Origin of the sequence: Paraburkholderia sp. GAS33 (assembly GCF_050436645.1) — a bacterium.
In the GTDB taxonomy this organism is placed as follows: Bacteria; Pseudomonadota; Gammaproteobacteria; order Burkholderiales; family Burkholderiaceae; genus Paraburkholderia; species Paraburkholderia phenazinium_B.
In genome coordinates this window covers 15,994-33,839 of the sequence record NZ_JBNDMP010000013.1, presented here as the reverse complement: position 1 = coordinate 33,839, position 17,846 = coordinate 15,994, and the positions used below count along the sequence as shown (strand labels likewise).

The following is a 17,846-nucleotide window of genomic DNA, read 5'->3' as shown; positions in this document are numbered from 1 at the left end:
AGCGCACGTAATGTCGATTCTTTCGTTTTTGCTGGGCGAGAAGAAGAAGTCCGCGTCAATAGCGAAGGAACGCCTGCAGTTGATCATCGCGCATGAGCGCGCCGGCGGCCATGCGCCTGCCGATTATCTGCCAGCGTTGCAACGCGAACTCGTCGCCGTGATTTCCAAGTACGTGAAGATTTCCGATGAGGATATTCGCGTCAGCCTCGAGCGCCAGGACGACCTCGAAGTACTTGAGGTCAAGATCGAAATTCCGCAGGCCTGATTGCCGCAAGGGCGGTCTGTATGATGTTTTATGCGCTCCCTGTCCGGCATCGTGACGGGCAGGGGGTGTAACGCGGGTCTTGCCACCGTGTTGCGTGATGTCGTACGCTTTCGTGCAGCGGTTCCGCTGCCGGTTTTCGTGTCTCCGTGTGCTCCCCTCGAATGCTCAATGCCGCCCGCTGCGATTCTGTTGCCGCGAGGCGTCGCTACGCGTCCGCACTGGTAGTGCTGGGTGCCTCTTGACACGGCCCTGTCGCGGTTCTTCATCACACTGGCGCCGCCGGAAATATTCGGTTGCACTTGAGGGACAGGCGTTACGTCCGGCATGTCAGCCAAAACGCTGTCTCGCGCATTAAACGGACACCACCACCACCGGTGCTTTTAAGAAAGAGGGGAATATGAACAGGAATCTTCGTTTGCTGGTCGCTCAGATTGTGCTGGTTGCCGCGGGCGCAGCGGCTGTCGGTTCGGCATCCGCACAGGTCGTTGTGGTGGCGCCGTCGGCTCCGCCGCCCATGCGTTATGAAGCCGTGCCTGCGCCGCGCCATGGCTTTGTATGGGATCAGGGTCACTGGCGTTGGGACCACGGTCGCTACGTGTGGGTGCCGGGCCACTGGCAGCCCGAGCGTGTCGGCTATCACTGGGTGCCTGGCCACTGGGTCGCCCATGGTCCGAACTACCGCTGGGTTGAAGGCCACTGGGGCTAAGCTTCGTGCAGCGGCGCGTTGCGGTTGCGACGCGCCGGCGCTGTCCGGCACAGCGTGAGCGCCGCCTGAGGCAGGCTCGACCTAGCGCGGCGGCGCGTCGGCCTCATCAGCCGCGTTTGCCTCGGGCTCCTCGTCGATGAGCGCCTCAGGCACTTCCGGTACCGGCGCAGGCGCGGGTTGCGGCAAAGGCGCCATATAGCGCTGCGATAACGCTTCATACAGCGGCGGCGCAAAGAGACGCGATACGCGACTCGCGATAAGCGCCGTCGCCATCAGCGAGATCACGAGGGCGTGGCCGTTGATCATTTCCATCACGATCACGAACGACGTAATCGGCGCCTGGGTGACGGCGGCCAGGTAGCCCACCATGGCGAGCGCGATCAGCATCTGCAGTTGCATGCTGCCGAACACCATATGCAGCAGATTGCCGAAGCCTGCACCGATCGACAGCGACGGCGCGAAGATGCCGCCCGGAATGCCCGGCAGATATGAGCCGACCATCGAGATGAGCTTCAGAAACGGATAGAACACCGACAGATGCTCGCTGCCGTCGAGCAGACCACGCGCCTCCGCGTAGCCACTGCCGAAGGTCAAGCCACCCGAGATCAAACCGACAACAGCGATCACCAGCCCACACAGCGCGGCGAAGAGAACCGGCCGCTCGCTATGGAGCTTGCGCAGCGGCGCGGGAATCCAGCGCGCCGTGTTGAGCAGCAGCCAGCAGAAGAAGCCGCCGGCGATACCGGTGACGACAGCCGTGAGCACCACAGCCACGGCGAGCAGATCCGGGAAATGCGTACCAATCTGGATCGTGCCGAAATAGGTGTAGTTGCCGTTCAGCCCAAGGGCGATCACACCGGCGATGATGATGGCCGTAATCAGCACGCCGCTTGCGCGCGCCTCGAAGCTGCGGGTGAGCTCCTCGATGGCGAACACGATCCCTGCCAGCGGCGTGTTAAATGCTGCGGACAAGCCCGCCGCTGCGCCGGCCAGCACCAGTTGCCGCTCGATCAGCGCGTTCGAGCGCGGGTAGAAGCGGCGCAGGTTGAACATCAGCGCGGCGCCCACCTGGACCGTCGGTCCTTCGCGACCAATCGTAAAGCCACCGAGGATAGCGAGGAACGACACGGCGATCTTGCCGAACAGGATCCGGAACGACAGCAGCCGCGAGCCATATTCAGAGGGTTTGGCGTGCAGCGTGGCAATGACTTGCGGAATGCCGCTGCCCTCCGCGCCGCGAAAGAATGTGCGCGTGAGCCATACGCACAAGGCTGAAATCGCGGGAGTCACAATCAGCGGCAGCCACACATGCCGGTGTTGCATGGCGCTGAACTGGTCGAAGCCGAAGTTGATGAGGCGGGCGTAGAACACCGCGATCAGACCGACGGCGATGGCGCCGAGCCAGAACACACCGTATTGGCGCCACAGGCGGCGCGTGCGCCGGATGACGTTGGAGGGAAGAGGTGGGAATGCCCGCATTAGATGAGCGCTCAGGCAAAGCGTGAATTATACCGATCGATCACCTCGCGCGACCGTGAAAGGATATTGAAATAAATGCGGCGGATAGTGCCCGAGAGCGCTGCTGCGTGCCATTTCGAGATGTACCTTTGGCTGGCCGCGCTCCGCACAGTGCGCCGCCCCGCGTATGTGACGAAAACGCGGTCGGCTATAATAAGCGCCGCGATCGATATTGTGACGGGCTACTAATGAAGCGAATTCTTATCGTCAAGGTGACTTCCCTGGGCGATATTGTCGAAGCCCTTCCGGTTATTGCCGACATCAAGCGAGCATTTCCGGGGGTGCAGGTGGACTGGGCGGCGGACGAAGCGTTTGCCGAAGTGGTCCACTGGAGCCAGCGTGTGGACCGCGTCCTGTGCGCACCGCTGCGCCGCTTCAAGAAGGCGCGCCGCTGGTCGGACCTCAAGGCTATCGGCGCCTCCATCGGCGAGCTTCGCGCCTACCGCTACGATTGCATCATTGATATCCAGGGCGTCTACAAGACCGCCATCATCGCCTTTCTCGCGCGTTCGTCGCGCCGTGTCGGCTACCGCAACAAGGACCTCGGCGAGGTGGGCGCATCGTTCGCCTATACGGCACGATTCGGCCCTCGTCCGCCCGTCAGCGCCTGGGAAGGCATGCGTATCAGCGCGGGTGAGGCCCTCGGCTACCAGCCCGAAGGCGAGCCTGTCTTCGATCTGAAATTACCCGAAACCGGTACCACACCGTTCGAGGCAGGTGACGCGCCTGTCGCGGCGCTGTTCCATGCCACCTCCAAAGACGACAAGAAATGGCCGGTCGAGCATTGGGGCGAGGTAGGGCGCGAACTGACGCGGCGCGGGTTTCGCATCGTGCTGCCGTGGGGTTCGGCGCGCGAGCGTGAGGAAGCCGAAGCAATTGCCAAAGAAGTGCCGGGCGCGACCGTGTTGCCGCAGATGAGCGTCACCGAGATCGCCCGGATGATCGATGCGTGTTCTCTTGTGGTCGGTACGGATACCGGCTTTGTCCACGTCGCTCACGCGCTGCAAAAGCGCACGGTGATGATCTTTGTCGCGACCTCGCGCGACCATTTCGGTATCGAAGCGCCGTATCGCTCGATCTCGATCGGCGATGGCCTGTCGGTGCCGCCCGTCAGCGAAGCGATCCAGGCGATCGACTACGTGCATGGCGAACCGCGTCCCACTGGCGCGCAAGCGCATTCCGCCACCGCTGTCTGATCGTCCGCAGGCAGCCGCCCCGCTGCCGCTCCAATGCGCGTGCCATAGCAGGCACTCTTTCCTCGCCCAAGAAAAAAGGCGTGACGCACAGTCCGCCCAATCGTATGGACGCTGCCGCGGCACGCCTCTAAAAGCGCCCGCGTCGGGGAACGACGGGCGGAGAGGATCCTACATGAACACAACAGGACTGCACCCTTAAAGACTACGCCCGGTGCGTCGAGTTCAATCACCTTTGCGCGATGTGGCTGCGCGTTGCAGACGCAAGCCGATGCAACTGCCACTCGGCTGGCACCCATTTCCCGCATTACACGGCTGTTAAAAGTGTCGCATTTGGTAGTTCGCCGACGCGCAGCTTACGCGTTCCATGCATGCACCGAGTTCGCACAGAGTGCCTGAATGCAGGCCACACCTCAATGGGTCCTGCTCCGCGCCCTGTGTTGAAGCCGCCGCGGGTCGCGAAACCTGTAACGCAACCCTCATCATCGCTTACAAAATGCAACGCCCGCGCACGTGCGCTTCGTGTCCAATCAATCTCATTCGAGGCGAACTCGAATACCACCGAAACGAAGGGAGAACGACGTGAAACGCTTGACGCTGACTTTGATTGCCGGTGCGCTGCTGGCAGCTGCACTGGGAGGCTGTGTGATCGCACCGGCGCCGGGTTATTACGGCGGCGGCTACTACCACCACGACCACGGGTACTACAACTGATAAGCAGGGAAGTCGCGCATACGTTGTGTGCCGCGACATGGGAGGCGAGGGCTGTAAAGCCGGCAGCGGGCAGAACCGTCGCATGGCCGGAACGCACCGGGCATGCGACGGTCGCCTGCATGGCAAGCGGGCGTTTAGCCAGATCCTCGTTGAGGATCAGCTAAGCATCATCTCGAATGCGACCACCGCGACGATGGCCGCCGCATTGGCAGCGAGTGCTTCTAGCACAATGGCTTTCCAGCTCGAAGGGCGGAAGCGGATGGCCAGCAGCAGCGAGCACAGAAGTGCCAGCGCGATGATCATCACGACGTCTGAGTTCTGGAGATACAGCCTCATGGTTGCCTCCTGGCTCACTGGGGATCTGGCTCGAGTATAAGCACGTCAAAAAGACGTGCAAGAGGGAAACCCACCAGGTGAGACCAGGGGCTGAAGCGGCCCGACGTTAAGAGCGCGCTTACATCAGTTGGGCATCGCGTGTTTCGCGCATACACAGCACACCGAACAGACTGACTGCGGCGGCAATCGATACGTAAGCGCCGACCCACGTCAGACCGCCATGCGCCGCGAGCACCTGAGCGATGTACGGCGCCACCGATGCGCCGAGAATTCCACCCAGGTTATACGACACGCCTGCACCGGTATAGCGCACGTTGGTCGGAAACAGTTCCGGCAGCAGCGCGCCCATCGGGGCGAAAGTCACGCCCATCAGGAACAGCTCGATCACGAGGAACAGCAGCACGAGCGGCATCGAGCCGCTACCGAGCAGCGGCGCCATCGTGAAGCCGGAGAGGATGGCTGCGATGATGCCGACGATCAGCACCGGCTTGCGCCCGTAGCGATCGCTGGCCCATGCGGACAGCGGCGTGGCGAGCGCCATGAACAGCACGGCGACGCACAGCAGGCCGAGGAAGCTCTGACGCGGAATATGCAGTACAGATACACCGTACGACAGCGAAAACGTCGTCGCGTTGTAGAACAGCGTATAGCAGACCACCATCGCCAGGGCGCCGAGCAGCGTTGGCCGCCAGTAGCTCGAGCACAGTGTTGCGATCGGCACGCGCACGCGTTCCTGACGCTCGATGGCGGCGCGAAACGCCGGCGTCTCGGTAATCTTCAGGCGTACGTACAGGCCGAGCGCAACCAGCACGGCGCTGACGATGAACGGCACGCGCCAGCCCCAGCTACGGAACTGCTCGTCCGAGAGCGATAGCGCGAGGCCGAAGAACAGGCCATTGGATGCCAGAAAACCGATCGACGGTCCGAGTTGCGGGAACATGCCGAACCAGCCACGCTTGCCGGCGGGGGCGTTTTCGGTGGCAAGCAGTGCTGCGCCGCCCCATTCGCCACCCAGGCCGATCCCCTGGCCGAAGCGCAGGACACACAGAAGGATCGGCGCGAGGCTGCCGATCGAGTCGTAGCCGGGTACGAAACCGATCAGCGTGGTCGAGAGGCCCATCACCAGCAACGAAGCGACGAGGGTCGATTTGCGGCCGATGCGGTCGCCAAAGTGACCGAACAGAAACGAGCCGATCGGCCGCGCGACGAACGCGATGCCGAACGTAACGAACGCCGACAGCGCCTGCGCAGTCGCTGAGCCATGCGGGAAGAACACTGGGCCGATGACAAGCGCGGCGGCTGTCGCGTAGACGTAGAAGTCGTAGAACTCGATCGCTGTGCCGATGAAGCTGGCGAAGATGATCCGCGAACTGCTGGTTTGACCGGCGTCGTCGGGGTTGGCCGCTGAAATCGGCGAAGTGGACATTCCAAGGTTCTCCTGTGTCGTGACGCAGCGTGGCGCGCCTCGCGGGCGGCGCGCATACGGCGTCTTTTGTTTGGATTAGTATGCTCCGCGGCCAGACGGCCTGCACCGGCGTAGGCAGCCGGCTGGAGCAATGCAAGGCGCGCGGGTGGCGCGGCAACGCGAGGGGCGGGACGGCTGGTGCCGGCGGGTGAGCGGGCAGCATCGACGATCACGCCCGTGCCGGAAGGCTCCGTCGAGGGATCGCGAAATTATAGCGTGCGGCCCGTCAGTCGATGGTCTGCGCTTGTGGCGAGGCGAACTCGCGGAGCTGGAACTTGCCGTTGTCGTTGAATAGCCAGTCTTCGAACAGCTCGACCTGGCCGCGTGTATTGAGCAGTCTGGCAGGCGGCTGCGGCAACGGCGCAGCACGGCGCAGTGTCGCGAGTGCGGTGCTTTCCGCTTCGTCGTCGCCGTTGGTGCGATAGACGGCTGACTGGATCACCTGACCGTCGCGGTCGACGGTGAACGAGACTACCACCAGCGAGCGCAGCATCGGCTGCAACGTACCTTGCAACACGTAAGACGGATTGCGATCGAGGATGCGCCGAGCGACTGCGATGCGGTATTGATCCAGCGTTGCGCTGTTCACGGCAGCGGGCGGAGTAATGAGCAGCGGCCGGTCAGGCGGCGTGAAGGTGCAGCCGGCCGCCATGAGGGCGATGACGAGTGCGAAAGCTGCGCCGCGTGCGAGCGGGGACCACGAACGGCGATGCGAAGCCGGGCAACGAAGGTGGCGTGTGCGGGTGAGCATCCAGGCTCCGTTCGATGTCAGGACGTAGTTTCATCCTAGTCAAATCCCGCCAGGTTTCAATTCGAGTTGGCCCTGATTTGGCATGGAAAGAATGGCCATTCATGCGGCACGTTCATTCCCAGGCAGATGTAACTGCGTAACCTCTCGAAACAAGGCCGTAGCCAAACTGTTGGCGTAGCTCACTAGGATGTCGACATCGCCCATGCGTTTTACGAAGGAGAGGTCCGATGTTGAGCCATCACGAACTTGCGACGCTCATGTTGTTCCGGGATACCGGGCGGCATCTGGAAGAGTTTGATCCGGACGTTCTGGCGCTGCGTCGCTATGAGCTGGTCGAAGTGCGCTCGCACGACCGCCATGGCTCGACGCTGCAATTGACCCGGCGTGGTCGCGAACTGTTGCAGCGTCTGCATCTGGACGGCGGCCGGCTGCAATAAAGCGTTGAAAACGCCCAGCAGCCGGATCGCCCCGTCCGTCCCTGCTAAAATTCATGACAGCAACATTGCAGTGTAACGAGCGGAAAAAATTCTTTGCTCTGAAGTAATTGTATTGCGGGTTAGAGTGGAATAGCGTTCAGTAGTACTGTGAGACACCATATCGGTGCCGGTTTACGTCGTGGAGATTGTTGTGAAAAGCTTGAAAATTTTGCTCGGCTTGTCCGCTGCTGCAATGGTCTGTGCGAGCGGCGTAGCCCATGCAGCACACGTAGGGGTGTTCATTGGGGGCGGCGGCTACTACTACCCGTGGGGCGTGCCGTATTACTATCCGTATCCGCCGGCGGTTGCCGTGCCGGTGCCGGTACCCGTGCAGCCGCAGGAGTATGTGGAGCAGGGCCAGACTTCTGCAGCCCCGGCGGCGTCCGGGCAACCGGGTGGCACCTGGTACTACTGTGACGACACGAGGAGCTATTACCCGTATGTGAAGTCATGCTCATCGGGTTGGCGCCCCGTGCCGGCGCAGCAGTCGCAGTAGCCTGCAAACCAAAAACGCATTACCGCAAAGAGAAGGAAATGAAATATTCAAGGCTTGCTCTTATCGCTTCACTGAGCTTTCTAGGCGCGTGTTCGGTCATGCCTGCTGGTCCTAGCGTCATGGCGCTGCCGGGCACCGGTAAAACTTTCGACCAGTTCCGCGTTGACGACAACTCGTGCCGTCAGTTTGCTTTCCAGCAGGTGGGCGGGGTTTCGACCAACCAGGCTGCGACCAACAGCGCGGTGGGTAGCGCGGTGGTCGGCACCGCGCTCGGCGCAGCCGCCGGTGCGGCTTTCAACGGTGGCAGCGGCGCAGCAGTCGGCGCAGGTGCCGGTTTGCTGGCAGGCTCGCTGTTCGGTGCCGGCGCTTCTCAGAATTCGGCTTACGATGTCCAGCGCCGCTACGACTACGCGTATCTGCAATGCATGTATGCGAACGGCAACCGGATTCCGGTGCAGGGCCGCATGCGCACGATGGAGTCGAACGGAGGAGGGGGTGGGTATGTGACCACCACCCCGCCGCCGCCGCCGGGTTCGCCGCCTCCGCCCCCGCCTGGCGCGTATTGAGCGGATCGACTGGCTTCACCTGAACATGGCTGCCGTTTTTAACGGCAGCCATGTTGTTTTTGGGTCGGCGGTTTTCACGCACAGCTCAGGCGGCTAGCTCAGACGGCCGCGCGGCGCTGGCCGCGTGTGCGCATCCACGACTGCAGGCGGTCGATGTAGAGATATACGACCGGCGTCGTATAGAGCGTCAGCATCTGGCTGACGATCAGGCCGCCGACGATCGAAATGCCCAGCGGCCGGCGCAGATCGGCGCCCTCTCCGTGGCCGAAAGCTAGCGGCAAGGCGCCGAGCAGCGCTGCGAAGGTGGTCATCATGATCGGGCGGAAGCGCATCAGACTGGCGTGATAGATCGCTTCGCGCGACGACATGCCCTCGCGTGTGGCATCGATCGCGAAGTCCACCATCATGATCGCGTTTTTCTTGACGATGCCGATCAGCAGGATCACGCCGATCAGCGACATCACCGTGAACTCGATATGGAATGCCATCAGCGCGAGCAGCGCACCGACGCCCGCCGACGGCAGCGTCGAGAGAATCGTCAGCGGATGGGCATAGCTCTCGTAGAGGATGCCGAGCACGATATACACGGCCGCGAGCGCCGCCAGAATCAGCAGCGGCTCGTCCGAGAGCGATTGCTGGAAGGTGCGCGCCGTGCCCTGAAAGCCGCCGTGAATCGTGCCCGGCATGCGAATCTCCGCCATGGTCCGGTCGATCGCGGCGACCGCTGTAGAGAGCGGTTCGCCGGGCGGCAGGTTGAACGAGATCGTGGTGGCGACGAAGTCACCCTGGTGATTGACGCCGAGCGGCGTGTGACCCGGATCCCATCGCGCAAACGTGCTGAACGGAATCATGGTCTCCTGCGCGGTGCTGACCGAGGTGCCTGCGGATGCGCTCGAGTGTCCGCTTGCCGCCAGCGAGTTGATGGCGAGGTTGCGTGCCGAGTCGGCCGCGATGGCAGCCGCGCTGGTCGCGCTGCTCGAGGTACTGCTGGAGCTGCCTGAACTGGCCGAGCCGCCGCCGGACGATGCACCTCCACCCCCTGACCCGGCACCGGCCAAAGCGAAGGGCGTGGCCGCGGGTGTCGAAGGCGAGCCGCTGATCGTGGCCGACGTGCCGGCGCTACTGGCAGCCGAAGCCAACGCCGCTGCCGCAGTGGACTGGATACCGACCGCCGTCGTGCTGGACGGCGGAGGCGGTTGGGTCGGCGTGGCCGTGCCGCCGGCTGTTGCCGTCGGGCCGGTGCCGGTGGCAGTCATCGCCGGATTCGACGAGCCTCCTCCTCCCGAACCGGAACCTGCCGCGCTCGCTGCCGTCGTTACCGTGCCTGCCACCGCATTGGTCGACTGTGTGCCGCTCGGCGTGCCTGCTGAGGTACTTACGTACAGCTCATCGAGCGTTTCCGGGTATTGCCAATAACGCGGCGCCACTTCCATGACGACGTAGTACTGGTTCAGCGGGTTATAGATTGTGGACACGAGCCGTTGACCGTATGCGTCGTAGAGCGTGTTGTCGATCTGCGCGGGGGTGATGCCGAGGCGCGCGGCCGTGCCGCGATCGATATCCACGTTCGCTTCGAGGCCGCCTTGCTGCTGGTCCGAATTGACGTCCTCCAGCTCGGGCACGTTTTGCAGCGCCTGCGTGAGGCGCGGCGCCCATTGATAAAGTTCGGTGGTCGAATCGCCGAGCAGCGTGAACTGATACTGCGCGTTGCTCTGCCGTCCGCCGACGCGGATATCCTGCACCGCTTGCAGATAGAGTCTGCCGCCGGGCACGGCATTGAGTTTCGGCCGCAGCCGCGCGATGACCTCGTCGGCCGTTTCGGCGCGTTGCGACAGCGGCTTCAATGCGACGTAGACGGAACCGGTGTTGGTCTGCCGGCCGCCTGTAAAGCCGACGACGCTATCCACCGCGGGGTCGTCGCCGATAATCTTCATGAGTTGCCTGAGCTTCGGCCCCATAGCCTGGAACGAAGTGTCCTGATCGGCCTGAATGCCGCCGATCAGACGCCCCGTGTCCTCCTGCGGAAAGAAGCCCTTTGGAATCACCGTGTAGAGATAGACGTTCAGCACGATCGTTGCCACGAGCGTCATGAGCAGCAGAAACGGATGACGTAGCGACCATTCGAGCGAGCGCGCGTAACCGTCGTTCAGTCGTTGCAATGGCACGGCAAACAGGCGGCCGATGCGCGTCGGGTTCTTTGGGCCGGCCGTGCGCAGCAGGCGTGAACACATCACCGGCGTCGTCGTGAGCGAGACCACCAGCGAGACGGCGATGGCGAGCGACAGCGTCACGGCGAATTCGCGAAACAGCCGTCCGATGATGCCGCTCATCAGCAGAATCGGGATGAACACGGCCACCAGCGAAATCGAAATCGACAGCACGGTGAAGCCCACTTCGCGCGCGCCGACCAAGGCCGCCTGCATGCGCGGCATGCCGTCCTCCATGTGGCGCGCGATATTTTCGAGCACGACGATCGCGTCGTCGACGACGAAACCGGTTGCAATGGTCAAGGCCATCAGCGAGAGGTTGTCGATCGAATAGCCGAACAGGTACATGAAACTGAAAGTGCCGATGATCGACACCGGCACCGCCGCGGTAGGGATCAGTGCCGCGCGTCCGCTGCCGAGGAAGATAAACACTACGAGGATCACGAGTCCGACCGCGATGATCAGCGTCGCTTCCGTATCGTGCAGCGAAGCGCGGATGGTGGCGGAACGGTCAGACGCTTCGATCACGTCGACGTCGGCGGGCAACGCGGGTTTCAGTTGCTCGATCTGTTTGCGCACGGCGTCGACCGTGCTGATGATGTTCGCGCCCGGCTGGCGGTACAGCATTACGAGCACGGCCGGCTGGTTGTTCCGGGCGAGGCCGAGATTGCGCAGGTCCTCGACCGAATCGACGATCTCGCCGACGTCCGAGAGCTTGACCCCAGCGCCGTTGCGATACGCGATGATCAGATCCTTGTACTGGTCCGCGATGCGTGCCTGATCGTTGGCGTAGAGCTGATAGCGCTCGCCGTAGCTTTCGATGATGCCTTTGGGGCTGTTGGCATTGGCGGACGCGAGCGCAGCCCGTACGTCTTCAAGGCCGATGCCGTAGTGATACAGCGCGGTCGGATTCAGCTCGACGCGCACGGCTGGGTTGGCAGAACCGTTGACATCGACTTCGCCGATGCCGGGTAATTGCGATAGCGACTGCGCGAGGATCGTCGAGGCCAGATCGTAGAGTCTGGCGCGCGGCAGCGTGTGCGAGGTGAGCGCGAGAATCAGGATCGGCGCGTCGGACGGATTGACCTTGTGATACGTCGGGTTGCTGCGCAAGCTCGCCGGCAGATCCGCGCGCGCTGCATTGATGGCGGCCTGCACATCGCGCGCAGCGCCATTGATGTCGCGATCGAGTCCGAACTGCAAGGTGACACGCGACGAACCCACCGTGCTTTGCGACGTCATTTCGGTGACGTCGGCAATCTGTCCGAGGTGACGCTCAAGCGGACTGGCAACGCTGTTAGCGACCGTATCGGGACTCGCTCCGGGCAGGCTCGCCTGCACCGAGATGGTCGGAAAGTCGACCTGCGGCAACGGAGCGACCGGAAGCTTGACGAATGCAAATATACCGGCGAGCGCCACGCCTATCGAAAGCAGCGTGGTCGCAACGGGGCGTTCGATAAAGGGACGTGAGAGATTCATCGGCAGGACGCGTGTGCTGGTAAGGCAGCGTCTGACGATGTTAGAAGATGGGGATCTTGCAGGCGTTACATATGTTTTTCAGCCGGTTACGAGGTAACCGCCGAGAAATAATGGCGAGGGACAACGCTCATGTAATTCTACGAAACATTGACGAAATTCCACGAAGAGCAAATCGCTCTACACTGCAATTGCCTCTCCCAAGGAGGCATCGGTGGAAGGTCTTATATTTGCCCGCTTCGTGCGGGCATTTTTTTGGCTCCGCCACCGGATGCCACCAACGTGCAAGGCGGCGCGCCACGCGTCGTTAGAGCGCGGCGCGCATGCGCCTAGCGACGCCAGCCACCACCCCAGCCGCCGCCTACTCCGATCCCTACGTCGACCGCTGGGGCCGCGTAGTATCCTGGCGCAGCATAGTATCCGTAGCCCGGCGCCGGCGCATAGCCGTACGGCGTCGGTGCGACGATGCAGCCGCTCAGGCTGGCCGCGATTGCTACGAGTGAGGCGAGGGCGATAAGTCTTCTGGTCATGATGAATTCTCCTTTTGGATATTGGAGCACGGCGCAGCTTCATTCGTGCGGCCACGCGTGTGACGGTGCGTTACGACGCGAACGAGGCCGATTCCCGGCGCAAGGCGGCAGCACTGTGTGGGCCGCGTCATAAGGGGCGAGCCCCATTTACAGATGCTTACGTTCGACACATGTCAGAGGAATGGAATGCGGCGAACCTCGACAAACACGTGCTGGTGACGCAGCAAAGTTGCGGAAAACCCCGGGTGTTGCGCGCGCGCGACCTTATAGCGCGAGCGGCGTTGATATGATGGCGTTACTGTTCCTCGGAGCGGCAATCATGGCGATCAGAGATTTGACTAAAAGCGAGCGGCTGCATGCCGCCATCGCCGAAGCACGCAAGCTGGCAGACAGCGGTGCGTATCACGACTACACCGATATCGAATACGTGTTGCGCTTCGATCACGGGCTATCCGATGTCTCGGCCTTGCTCGATAGTCCGGGTATACATCGCGATCTGAACCTCCGTTGCGCAGACGCGCGAGAACGGCACGTGTTGATTGCTGTGTGAATTCGTCAGCGTGGCTCCGCGGCGGCGCTATAAAAAAGCCCGCCGGGTCGGGGCGGGCTAAAGCTGAGGAGATTCACAACAAAACCTCATGGGGGATGAGGCGTTTCCAGTGTAGGTGCGCGCGACGCGTCCTGGGTTTCATCTGCTCTTACAGCTATTACGCTTCGTGACGAATGTCATTTTCTTCACGTGGATCGCCAGTCTCCGCGAGCGATATTCAACACGCGTTCCCATGAACGAGACACTGTTTCCCCAACTACATGACGCGCTATCCGACGATGGCGCCATCACCGAATGGAGTCACCTTAATGGCTGGTAACGAACACGACGCGCGCGTGCCGCACACCGCGAACCCCGCTGGTCTCGCTACGCCGGGCGGACACTATAGTCACGTCGCGACGGGCAATGGTCTCGTGTTCGTATCGGGGCAATTGCCGATCGACGCCCAGGGCCGCAAGCTCACGGACGCGTCGTTTGAAGTCCAGGCCGAACAGGTGTTGACGAATCTCAAGACGGCGCTGGAAAGCGCTGGCAGCAGCATCGGGCAACTGCTCCAGGTGCGTGTGTATATCGTGGATGTCGAGCACTGGGCGAGCTTCAACCAGATTTATGCACGCTGGGCCGGCGAGGCAAAGCCGGCTCGCGCCGTTGTGCCGGTGAGTGCGCTTCACTTTGGCCTGCAGATCGAAATCGAGGCAACGGCTTTGGCCTAGGTTGTTCGCTGTGCTGACATCTCAGATTCTGAAGGGATGACGGTATCGCTAGTCGTGCTGCTTCGCCAGCAAAGCATGCAGCGATCTGAAGCCGACCCATCCCCAGTAGACCCGGTGATGGACGATCAATCCGCCAGCGATATCCATCATCTCGACCAGATCGACCTGATCGCCGTCCGGAGTCTGCCGCGGATACTCCCACGTGAGTTGGGTGCCGTTGCAGAAGAAGGTGCCGGCGCGGTACCAGCGGCCCAGGTCGTTAGGTGGGGCGCGCAGGCCGGCGGCGAAGAACGATGCGATCGCCGTTTTGCCGGTCAGGATGCCGCTCTGGTTCTCCGGCAAGGTGGCGAGGGTCAGCGGACTTTCGAAGATGGCTTCTTCAGCGTACAGCGCCATTAGCGCGTCCAGGTCGCGGCTCTTGACCGATTCGTGCCATTGCTCGTAGATGTGGCGAATCTCGGCTTGTGTGGCCTCTATGGTCATGATCGGCTTCCGTCGTCGTGGTGGGACTTTGAGTCTAGGGCGTCCCCTGACGGAATGTTTCGATGCGTGACGAACGATGCGATCGGTTCGAACGTGCGGTAGCTTTTGTGGCCGCAGTCGCGAGGTGTGAAGCGTGAGGTATTTAGACGGGGGGCGCGGTTGCGTTTTCTAGACGAGTGCCTTAGTGAATCACAAGCGCGTTCACTTGCGCGTTGCCCGCACCCGACACGATGTTCAACCCAATATTGCCGCTTACATGCGACAACGCGCCTGCTCCCAGCGTTGCACTGCTGCTACCGCTGACCGACGCGGTGGTGCGTGCATCCTGCAGCGTGTTGACATCGGCGGATGGTGAACTGACCAGCGCGATCTGATTGGCCTGCGCATTCAGCGCGCCCGCTGCGACATTGACGCCGACGTTACCGGTCGCCCCACGCAACACGTCTGCGCCGACGGATACGGTCGTCGTTGACGACGTCGCCGTGCCGGCGGTTTGCTGGACGGTCGAAAGCTTCGTGCCGGCGAATAGCGTGGCGGCGTCCGGATCGGTGGAAGCCAGCGCGTTCACCAACGCAGGCGAAGCGCCAATGCCCAGCGAGACCAGCAAGGTGATAACGGGACGAAGGTTCATGTGTGGCTCCCAGACGAGTTTGATAATGCTCGTAGCTGTGCTATCGACCGGCTGGATGCAAAAGTTGAGGAGGGATTGTGCGGGGGCGACAGCCACCGTGCGGACCGATTGTCACGTTTGCGTGAATAGTGATTTCGCAACTTAGGTATTTACCCTAGGTCTCTTGCTTCTTAGACTGTCTTCACCTGCTGCACACAAACCGATGTGCGGCGCTGTGAAAAACAATCTTTGGAGGTAGTGATCATGAAATCGCTCATTAAAGCTGTGGCCGTCGCTGTTGTTCTCGCTGCTCCCGTTGTGTCGTTCGCGCAGACCAGTCAGCCTGTTACGCGGGCTCAGGTTCGCGCTGAACTCGTCCAGCTCGAAAAGGCTGGTTACAACCCGGCCCGCAGCGGAAGAGATCCGTACTACCCGGCGGACATCCAGGCAGCGGAAGCTCGCGTAGCTGCTGAAAATGGTTCTACTAGCGGTGTCGGTGGCGCGGTGAACGGCTCGTCGGAATCGGGCGCGGTTGCAGCTCCGGCATTGGGTGGCCCGCGTTCGGTTGTTGACTCTGGTCACTAATCAGTCAGATCGGCGAGCCGTTGGCAATTTATCCGGTTGCTAACGTCGCTTACTGAGCGCGCAGTATCGTCTGCGCGTCCTCATCTTTTTAAATGGTCCACGACCACTGCCGTGCAGTGGTGGTGGGCCATTTGCCGTATGAGGCCAGAAAACAAAAAATCCCGCCCTGCTGCGGAAGCATGAGCGAGATTTTAAGGCGGTGTCCTGGCGGAGGCGGTGAGATTCGAACTCACGGAAGGATCACTCCTTCGCCGGTTTTCAAGACCGGTGCCTTAAACCGCTCGGCCACACCTCCAAGCCCGAAATTGTAACCTGAAATCTCCTCGCTACGGCAATTTCGCACGCGGTCACAGTCGGTTTATCACTGCGGATCTTTCAGAAACAGCGCCTGCAAATCATTCAGAAACGCCTGCCCGAGCGGCGTCGGCGCAATCTTTTCGTGATCTCGCGCAATCAGGCCGCGTTGTTCCGCTTCCCGCAACGCCGGCTCAATAGACGTCATCGATAAGCCCGTACGCTCGATAAACCGATGCACGGGAAAGCCCTCCACCAGCCGCAACGCATTCAACATGAACTCGAACGGCAGATCGCGCGGCGCGACTTCATGTTCCTCGTGCACTGGAGCGCCCGCCTTCGCCTGCTCAATAAAGGTAGTCGGATGCTTATAGCGCATCTGCCGCAGGATGCGATTCGGAAATGACAGCTTCGTATGCGCGCCGGCGCCGATCCCAAGGTAGTCGCCAAAGCGCCAATAGTTGAGGTTGTGCTTGCTCTGCCGATGCGGCTGCGCGTACGCCGAGACCTCATAGCGTCCATAACCCGCCGCGGTGGTACGTTCGTGAATCCAGTCCTGCATGTCGGCGGATGCATCGTCGTCCGGTAGCGACGGCGGAAATTTCGCGAACAGCGTGTTCGGTTCAAGCGTCAGGTGATACAGCGACAAATGCGGCGGCGCAAACGACAACGCCGTTTCAATATCTGCCTGACACTCCGCGAGCGTCTGTTGCGGCAACGCGAACATCAGGTCGAGGTTGAAGTTGTCGAACGTAGTGGCGGCCACTTCCACCGCATGGCGGGCCTGCGCCGAATCGTGAATCCGGCCGAGCGCCTTCAGATGCGCCTCGTTGAAACTCTGGATACCTACCGATAACCGGTTCACGCCACTTGCGCGAAACTGCGCGAACTTGTCAGCTTCGAAGGTGCCGGGGTTGGCTTCGAGAGTGATCTCGGCGTCGGCATCGAGCGGCAGAAGCGCACGCACGTCCGACAGCAGCCGGTCCAGCCCCGCCGCCGACAGCAGGCTGGGCGTGCCGCCGCCGATGAACACCGTATGCACCTGGCGGCCCCAGACGAGCGGCAACGCCAGCTCGAGATCGGCGCGGAGCGCATCGAGATACTCATTCTCGGGGAACGCCTCGCCCTTCCACTCGTGCGAGTTGAAATCGCAGTAAGGGCACTTGCGCACGCACCACGGAAAATGCACATACAGCGCCAGCGGAGGCAACGACGTCAGATGGATACTGCCCGGCTGTGTGAACGCCTGGATCACCCCGGGGCCACTCTGGCCGGCGACCTTGATGGGAATCACGCTTCCTCCGTCAGGCGCGCGAGCAATTTCCGCAGTGCGATCGCGCGATGGCTGCTGGCGTTCTTCACTGCCGGATCGAGCTCGGCCGCCGTCGCGTTCAGTTCAGGCAGGAAGAAATGCGGGTCGTAGCCGAAACCATGTGCACCGCGGGGCGCGTCGATGATCTCGCCTGGCCAGCGGCCCTCGGCAATCAGCGGCTCGGGGTCGTCGGCGTGACGCACGAGCGCGAGCACGCAGAAGTAGTAAGCGCGACGGTCGGCCTGGCCCTGCAGTTGCTCGACGAGGCGTGCATTGTTCGCGGCGTCGCTCTTCGGCCCACCCGCGAGTTGCGCGTAGCGCGCCGAATAGACGCCCGGTGCGCCGCGCAGCGCGCGCACGCACAGTCCGGAATCGTCGGCCAGCGCCGGCAGGGCGGTGATCTTCGCCGCATGACGAGCCTTCGTCAGCGCATTCTCGACGAAAGTCGGATAGGGCTCTTCCGCTTCGGGCACATTGAGCGTGCCCTGCGGGATCAGTTCGATGCCGGCCGCGTCGAGCAACGCCGCAAACTCGCGCAGCTTGCCCGCGTTGTTCGAGGCCAGCACCACTTTTCCGAGCGACGCGGTCATTGCCTTTCCT

General features: G+C 62.0%; 19 protein-coding genes, 1 tRNA gene and 2 pseudogenes. 10 read left to right on the top strand and 12 right to left on the bottom strand.

The window, feature by feature from the left end:
• Positions 1–10: 10 nt before the first annotated feature.
• Positions 11–265 carry a cell division topological specificity factor MinE gene (gene minE / locus P3T24_RS30825; RefSeq protein WP_074263652.1) on the top strand — a complete coding sequence of 85 codons (255 nt, stop codon included), beginning with the start codon at positions 11–13 and terminating at the stop codon, positions 263–265.
• A gap of 397 nt (positions 266–662) precedes the next feature.
• Positions 663–971: a YXWGXW repeat-containing protein gene (locus tag P3T24_RS30820; RefSeq protein WP_429440442.1), complete on the top strand. Its 309-nt coding sequence runs from the start codon at positions 663–665 to the stop codon at positions 969–971.
• A gap of 81 nt (positions 972–1,052) precedes the next feature.
• On the opposite strand, the gene P3T24_RS30815 is transcribed toward P3T24_RS30820, so the two are convergent.
• Positions 1,053–2,450: a chloride channel protein gene (locus P3T24_RS30815; protein ID WP_429440440.1), complete on the bottom strand. Its 1,398-nt coding sequence runs from the start codon at positions 2,448–2,450 to the stop codon at positions 1,053–1,055.
• Between the two features lie 227 nt (positions 2,451–2,677).
• On the opposite strand from P3T24_RS30815, the gene waaC reads away from it, so the two are divergent.
• On the top strand, positions 2,678–3,685 hold the full coding sequence (gene waaC / locus P3T24_RS30810) for a lipopolysaccharide heptosyltransferase I (protein ID WP_429440438.1): 1,008 nt from the start codon (positions 2,678–2,680) through the stop codon (positions 3,683–3,685).
• A gap of 579 nt (positions 3,686–4,264) precedes the next feature.
• Entirely contained in the window at positions 4,265–4,396 is a 132-nt protein-coding gene (locus tag P3T24_RS30805; protein ID WP_302050849.1) for a hypothetical protein, read from the top strand.
• Between the two features lie 156 nt (positions 4,397–4,552).
• On the opposite strand, the gene P3T24_RS30800 is transcribed toward P3T24_RS30805, so the two are convergent.
• The 3 genes from P3T24_RS30800 to P3T24_RS30790 form a co-directional block, all read right to left on the bottom strand.
• Positions 4,553–4,732 (bottom strand): hypothetical protein, encoded by a 180-nt coding sequence (locus P3T24_RS30800; protein ID WP_074263656.1) that lies wholly within the window; start codon positions 4,730–4,732, stop codon positions 4,553–4,555.
• A gap of 118 nt (positions 4,733–4,850) precedes the next feature.
• A complete protein-coding gene (locus P3T24_RS30795) occupies positions 4,851–6,158 on the bottom strand; it encodes an MFS transporter (RefSeq protein ID WP_074263657.1) in 1,308 nt (435 codons plus the stop codon).
• Positions 6,159–6,423: 265 nt separating this feature from the next.
• The gene (locus P3T24_RS30790) at positions 6,424–6,948 is read right to left on the bottom strand and encodes an energy transducer TonB family protein (protein WP_429440436.1); all 525 of its coding nucleotides are present in this window, start codon (positions 6,946–6,948) and stop codon (positions 6,424–6,426) included.
• A 227-nt stretch (positions 6,949–7,175) separates the two neighbouring features.
• Between P3T24_RS30790 and P3T24_RS30785 the strand changes: the two genes are divergently transcribed.
• The 3 genes from P3T24_RS30785 to P3T24_RS30775 all read left to right on the top strand — a co-directional run bounded on the left by P3T24_RS30785 (position 7,176) and on the right by P3T24_RS30775 (position 8,486).
• On the top strand, positions 7,176–7,385 hold the full coding sequence (locus P3T24_RS30785; RefSeq protein WP_074263659.1) for a hypothetical protein: 210 nt from the start codon (positions 7,176–7,178) through the stop codon (positions 7,383–7,385).
• Between the two features lie 190 nt (positions 7,386–7,575).
• The gene (locus P3T24_RS30780) at positions 7,576–7,920 is read left to right on the top strand and encodes a hypothetical protein (RefSeq protein WP_143787470.1); all 345 of its coding nucleotides are present in this window, start codon (positions 7,576–7,578) and stop codon (positions 7,918–7,920) included.
• Between the two features lie 38 nt (positions 7,921–7,958).
• Entirely contained in the window at positions 7,959–8,486 is a 528-nt protein-coding gene (locus P3T24_RS30775) for a YMGG-like glycine zipper-containing protein (RefSeq protein ID WP_074263660.1), read from the top strand.
• A gap of 98 nt (positions 8,487–8,584) precedes the next feature.
• Here P3T24_RS30775 and P3T24_RS30770 read toward each other — a convergent pair.
• From P3T24_RS30770 to P3T24_RS30760, 3 genes and pseudogenes are all read right to left on the bottom strand, one after another.
• A pseudogene (locus P3T24_RS30770) lies at positions 8,585–9,538 on the bottom strand (efflux RND transporter permease subunit); the annotation flags it as partial.
• A 192-nt stretch (positions 9,539–9,730) separates the two neighbouring features.
• A pseudogene (locus tag P3T24_RS30765) lies at positions 9,731–12,172 on the bottom strand (efflux RND transporter permease subunit); the annotation flags it as partial.
• Positions 12,173–12,498: 326 nt separating this feature from the next.
• The gene (locus P3T24_RS30760; RefSeq protein ID WP_074263662.1) at positions 12,499–12,699 is read right to left on the bottom strand and encodes a hypothetical protein; all 201 of its coding nucleotides are present in this window, start codon (positions 12,697–12,699) and stop codon (positions 12,499–12,501) included.
• Between the two features lie 319 nt (positions 12,700–13,018).
• Between P3T24_RS30760 and P3T24_RS30755 the strand changes: the two genes are divergently transcribed.
• Together P3T24_RS30755 and P3T24_RS30750 are read left to right on the top strand one after the other, a co-directional pair.
• Positions 13,019–13,249, top strand: coding sequence for a hypothetical protein (locus tag P3T24_RS30755; RefSeq protein WP_074265952.1), 231 nt, complete (start codon positions 13,019–13,021; stop codon positions 13,247–13,249).
• A 308-nt stretch (positions 13,250–13,557) separates the two neighbouring features.
• A complete protein-coding gene (locus P3T24_RS30750) occupies positions 13,558–13,962 on the top strand; it encodes a RidA family protein (protein WP_074263663.1) in 405 nt (134 codons plus the stop codon).
• 48 nt (positions 13,963–14,010) lie between these two features.
• On the opposite strand, the gene P3T24_RS30745 is transcribed toward P3T24_RS30750, so the two are convergent.
• Positions 14,011–14,445 carry a nuclear transport factor 2 family protein gene (locus P3T24_RS30745; RefSeq protein WP_429440434.1) on the bottom strand — a complete coding sequence of 145 codons (435 nt, stop codon included), beginning with the start codon at positions 14,443–14,445 and terminating at the stop codon, positions 14,011–14,013.
• A gap of 181 nt (positions 14,446–14,626) precedes the next feature.
• On the bottom strand, positions 14,627–15,076 hold the full coding sequence (locus P3T24_RS30740; RefSeq protein WP_429440432.1) for a hypothetical protein: 450 nt from the start codon (positions 15,074–15,076) through the stop codon (positions 14,627–14,629).
• 243 nt (positions 15,077–15,319) lie between these two features.
• Here P3T24_RS30740 and P3T24_RS30735 point away from each other — a divergent pair, with 243 nt between their 5' ends.
• Positions 15,320–15,640, top strand: coding sequence for a DUF4148 domain-containing protein (locus P3T24_RS30735; protein ID WP_074263666.1), 321 nt, complete (start codon positions 15,320–15,322; stop codon positions 15,638–15,640).
• Positions 15,641–15,845: 205 nt separating this feature from the next.
• Here the strand turns inward: P3T24_RS30735 and P3T24_RS30730 are convergent.
• The 3 genes from P3T24_RS30730 to rdgB form a co-directional block, all read right to left on the bottom strand.
• Positions 15,846–15,935, bottom strand: a tRNA-Ser gene (locus tag P3T24_RS30730).
• 66 nt (positions 15,936–16,001) lie between these two features.
• Positions 16,002–17,219 carry a radical SAM family heme chaperone HemW gene (gene hemW / locus P3T24_RS30725; RefSeq protein WP_429409368.1) on the bottom strand — a complete coding sequence of 406 codons (1,218 nt, stop codon included), beginning with the start codon at positions 17,217–17,219 and terminating at the stop codon, positions 16,002–16,004.
• Between the two features lie 5 nt (positions 17,220–17,224).
• Positions 17,225–17,836: an RdgB/HAM1 family non-canonical purine NTP pyrophosphatase gene (gene rdgB, locus P3T24_RS30720; RefSeq protein ID WP_429440430.1), complete on the bottom strand. Its 612-nt coding sequence runs from the start codon at positions 17,834–17,836 to the stop codon at positions 17,225–17,227.
• Positions 17,837–17,846 lie beyond the last annotated feature (10 nt).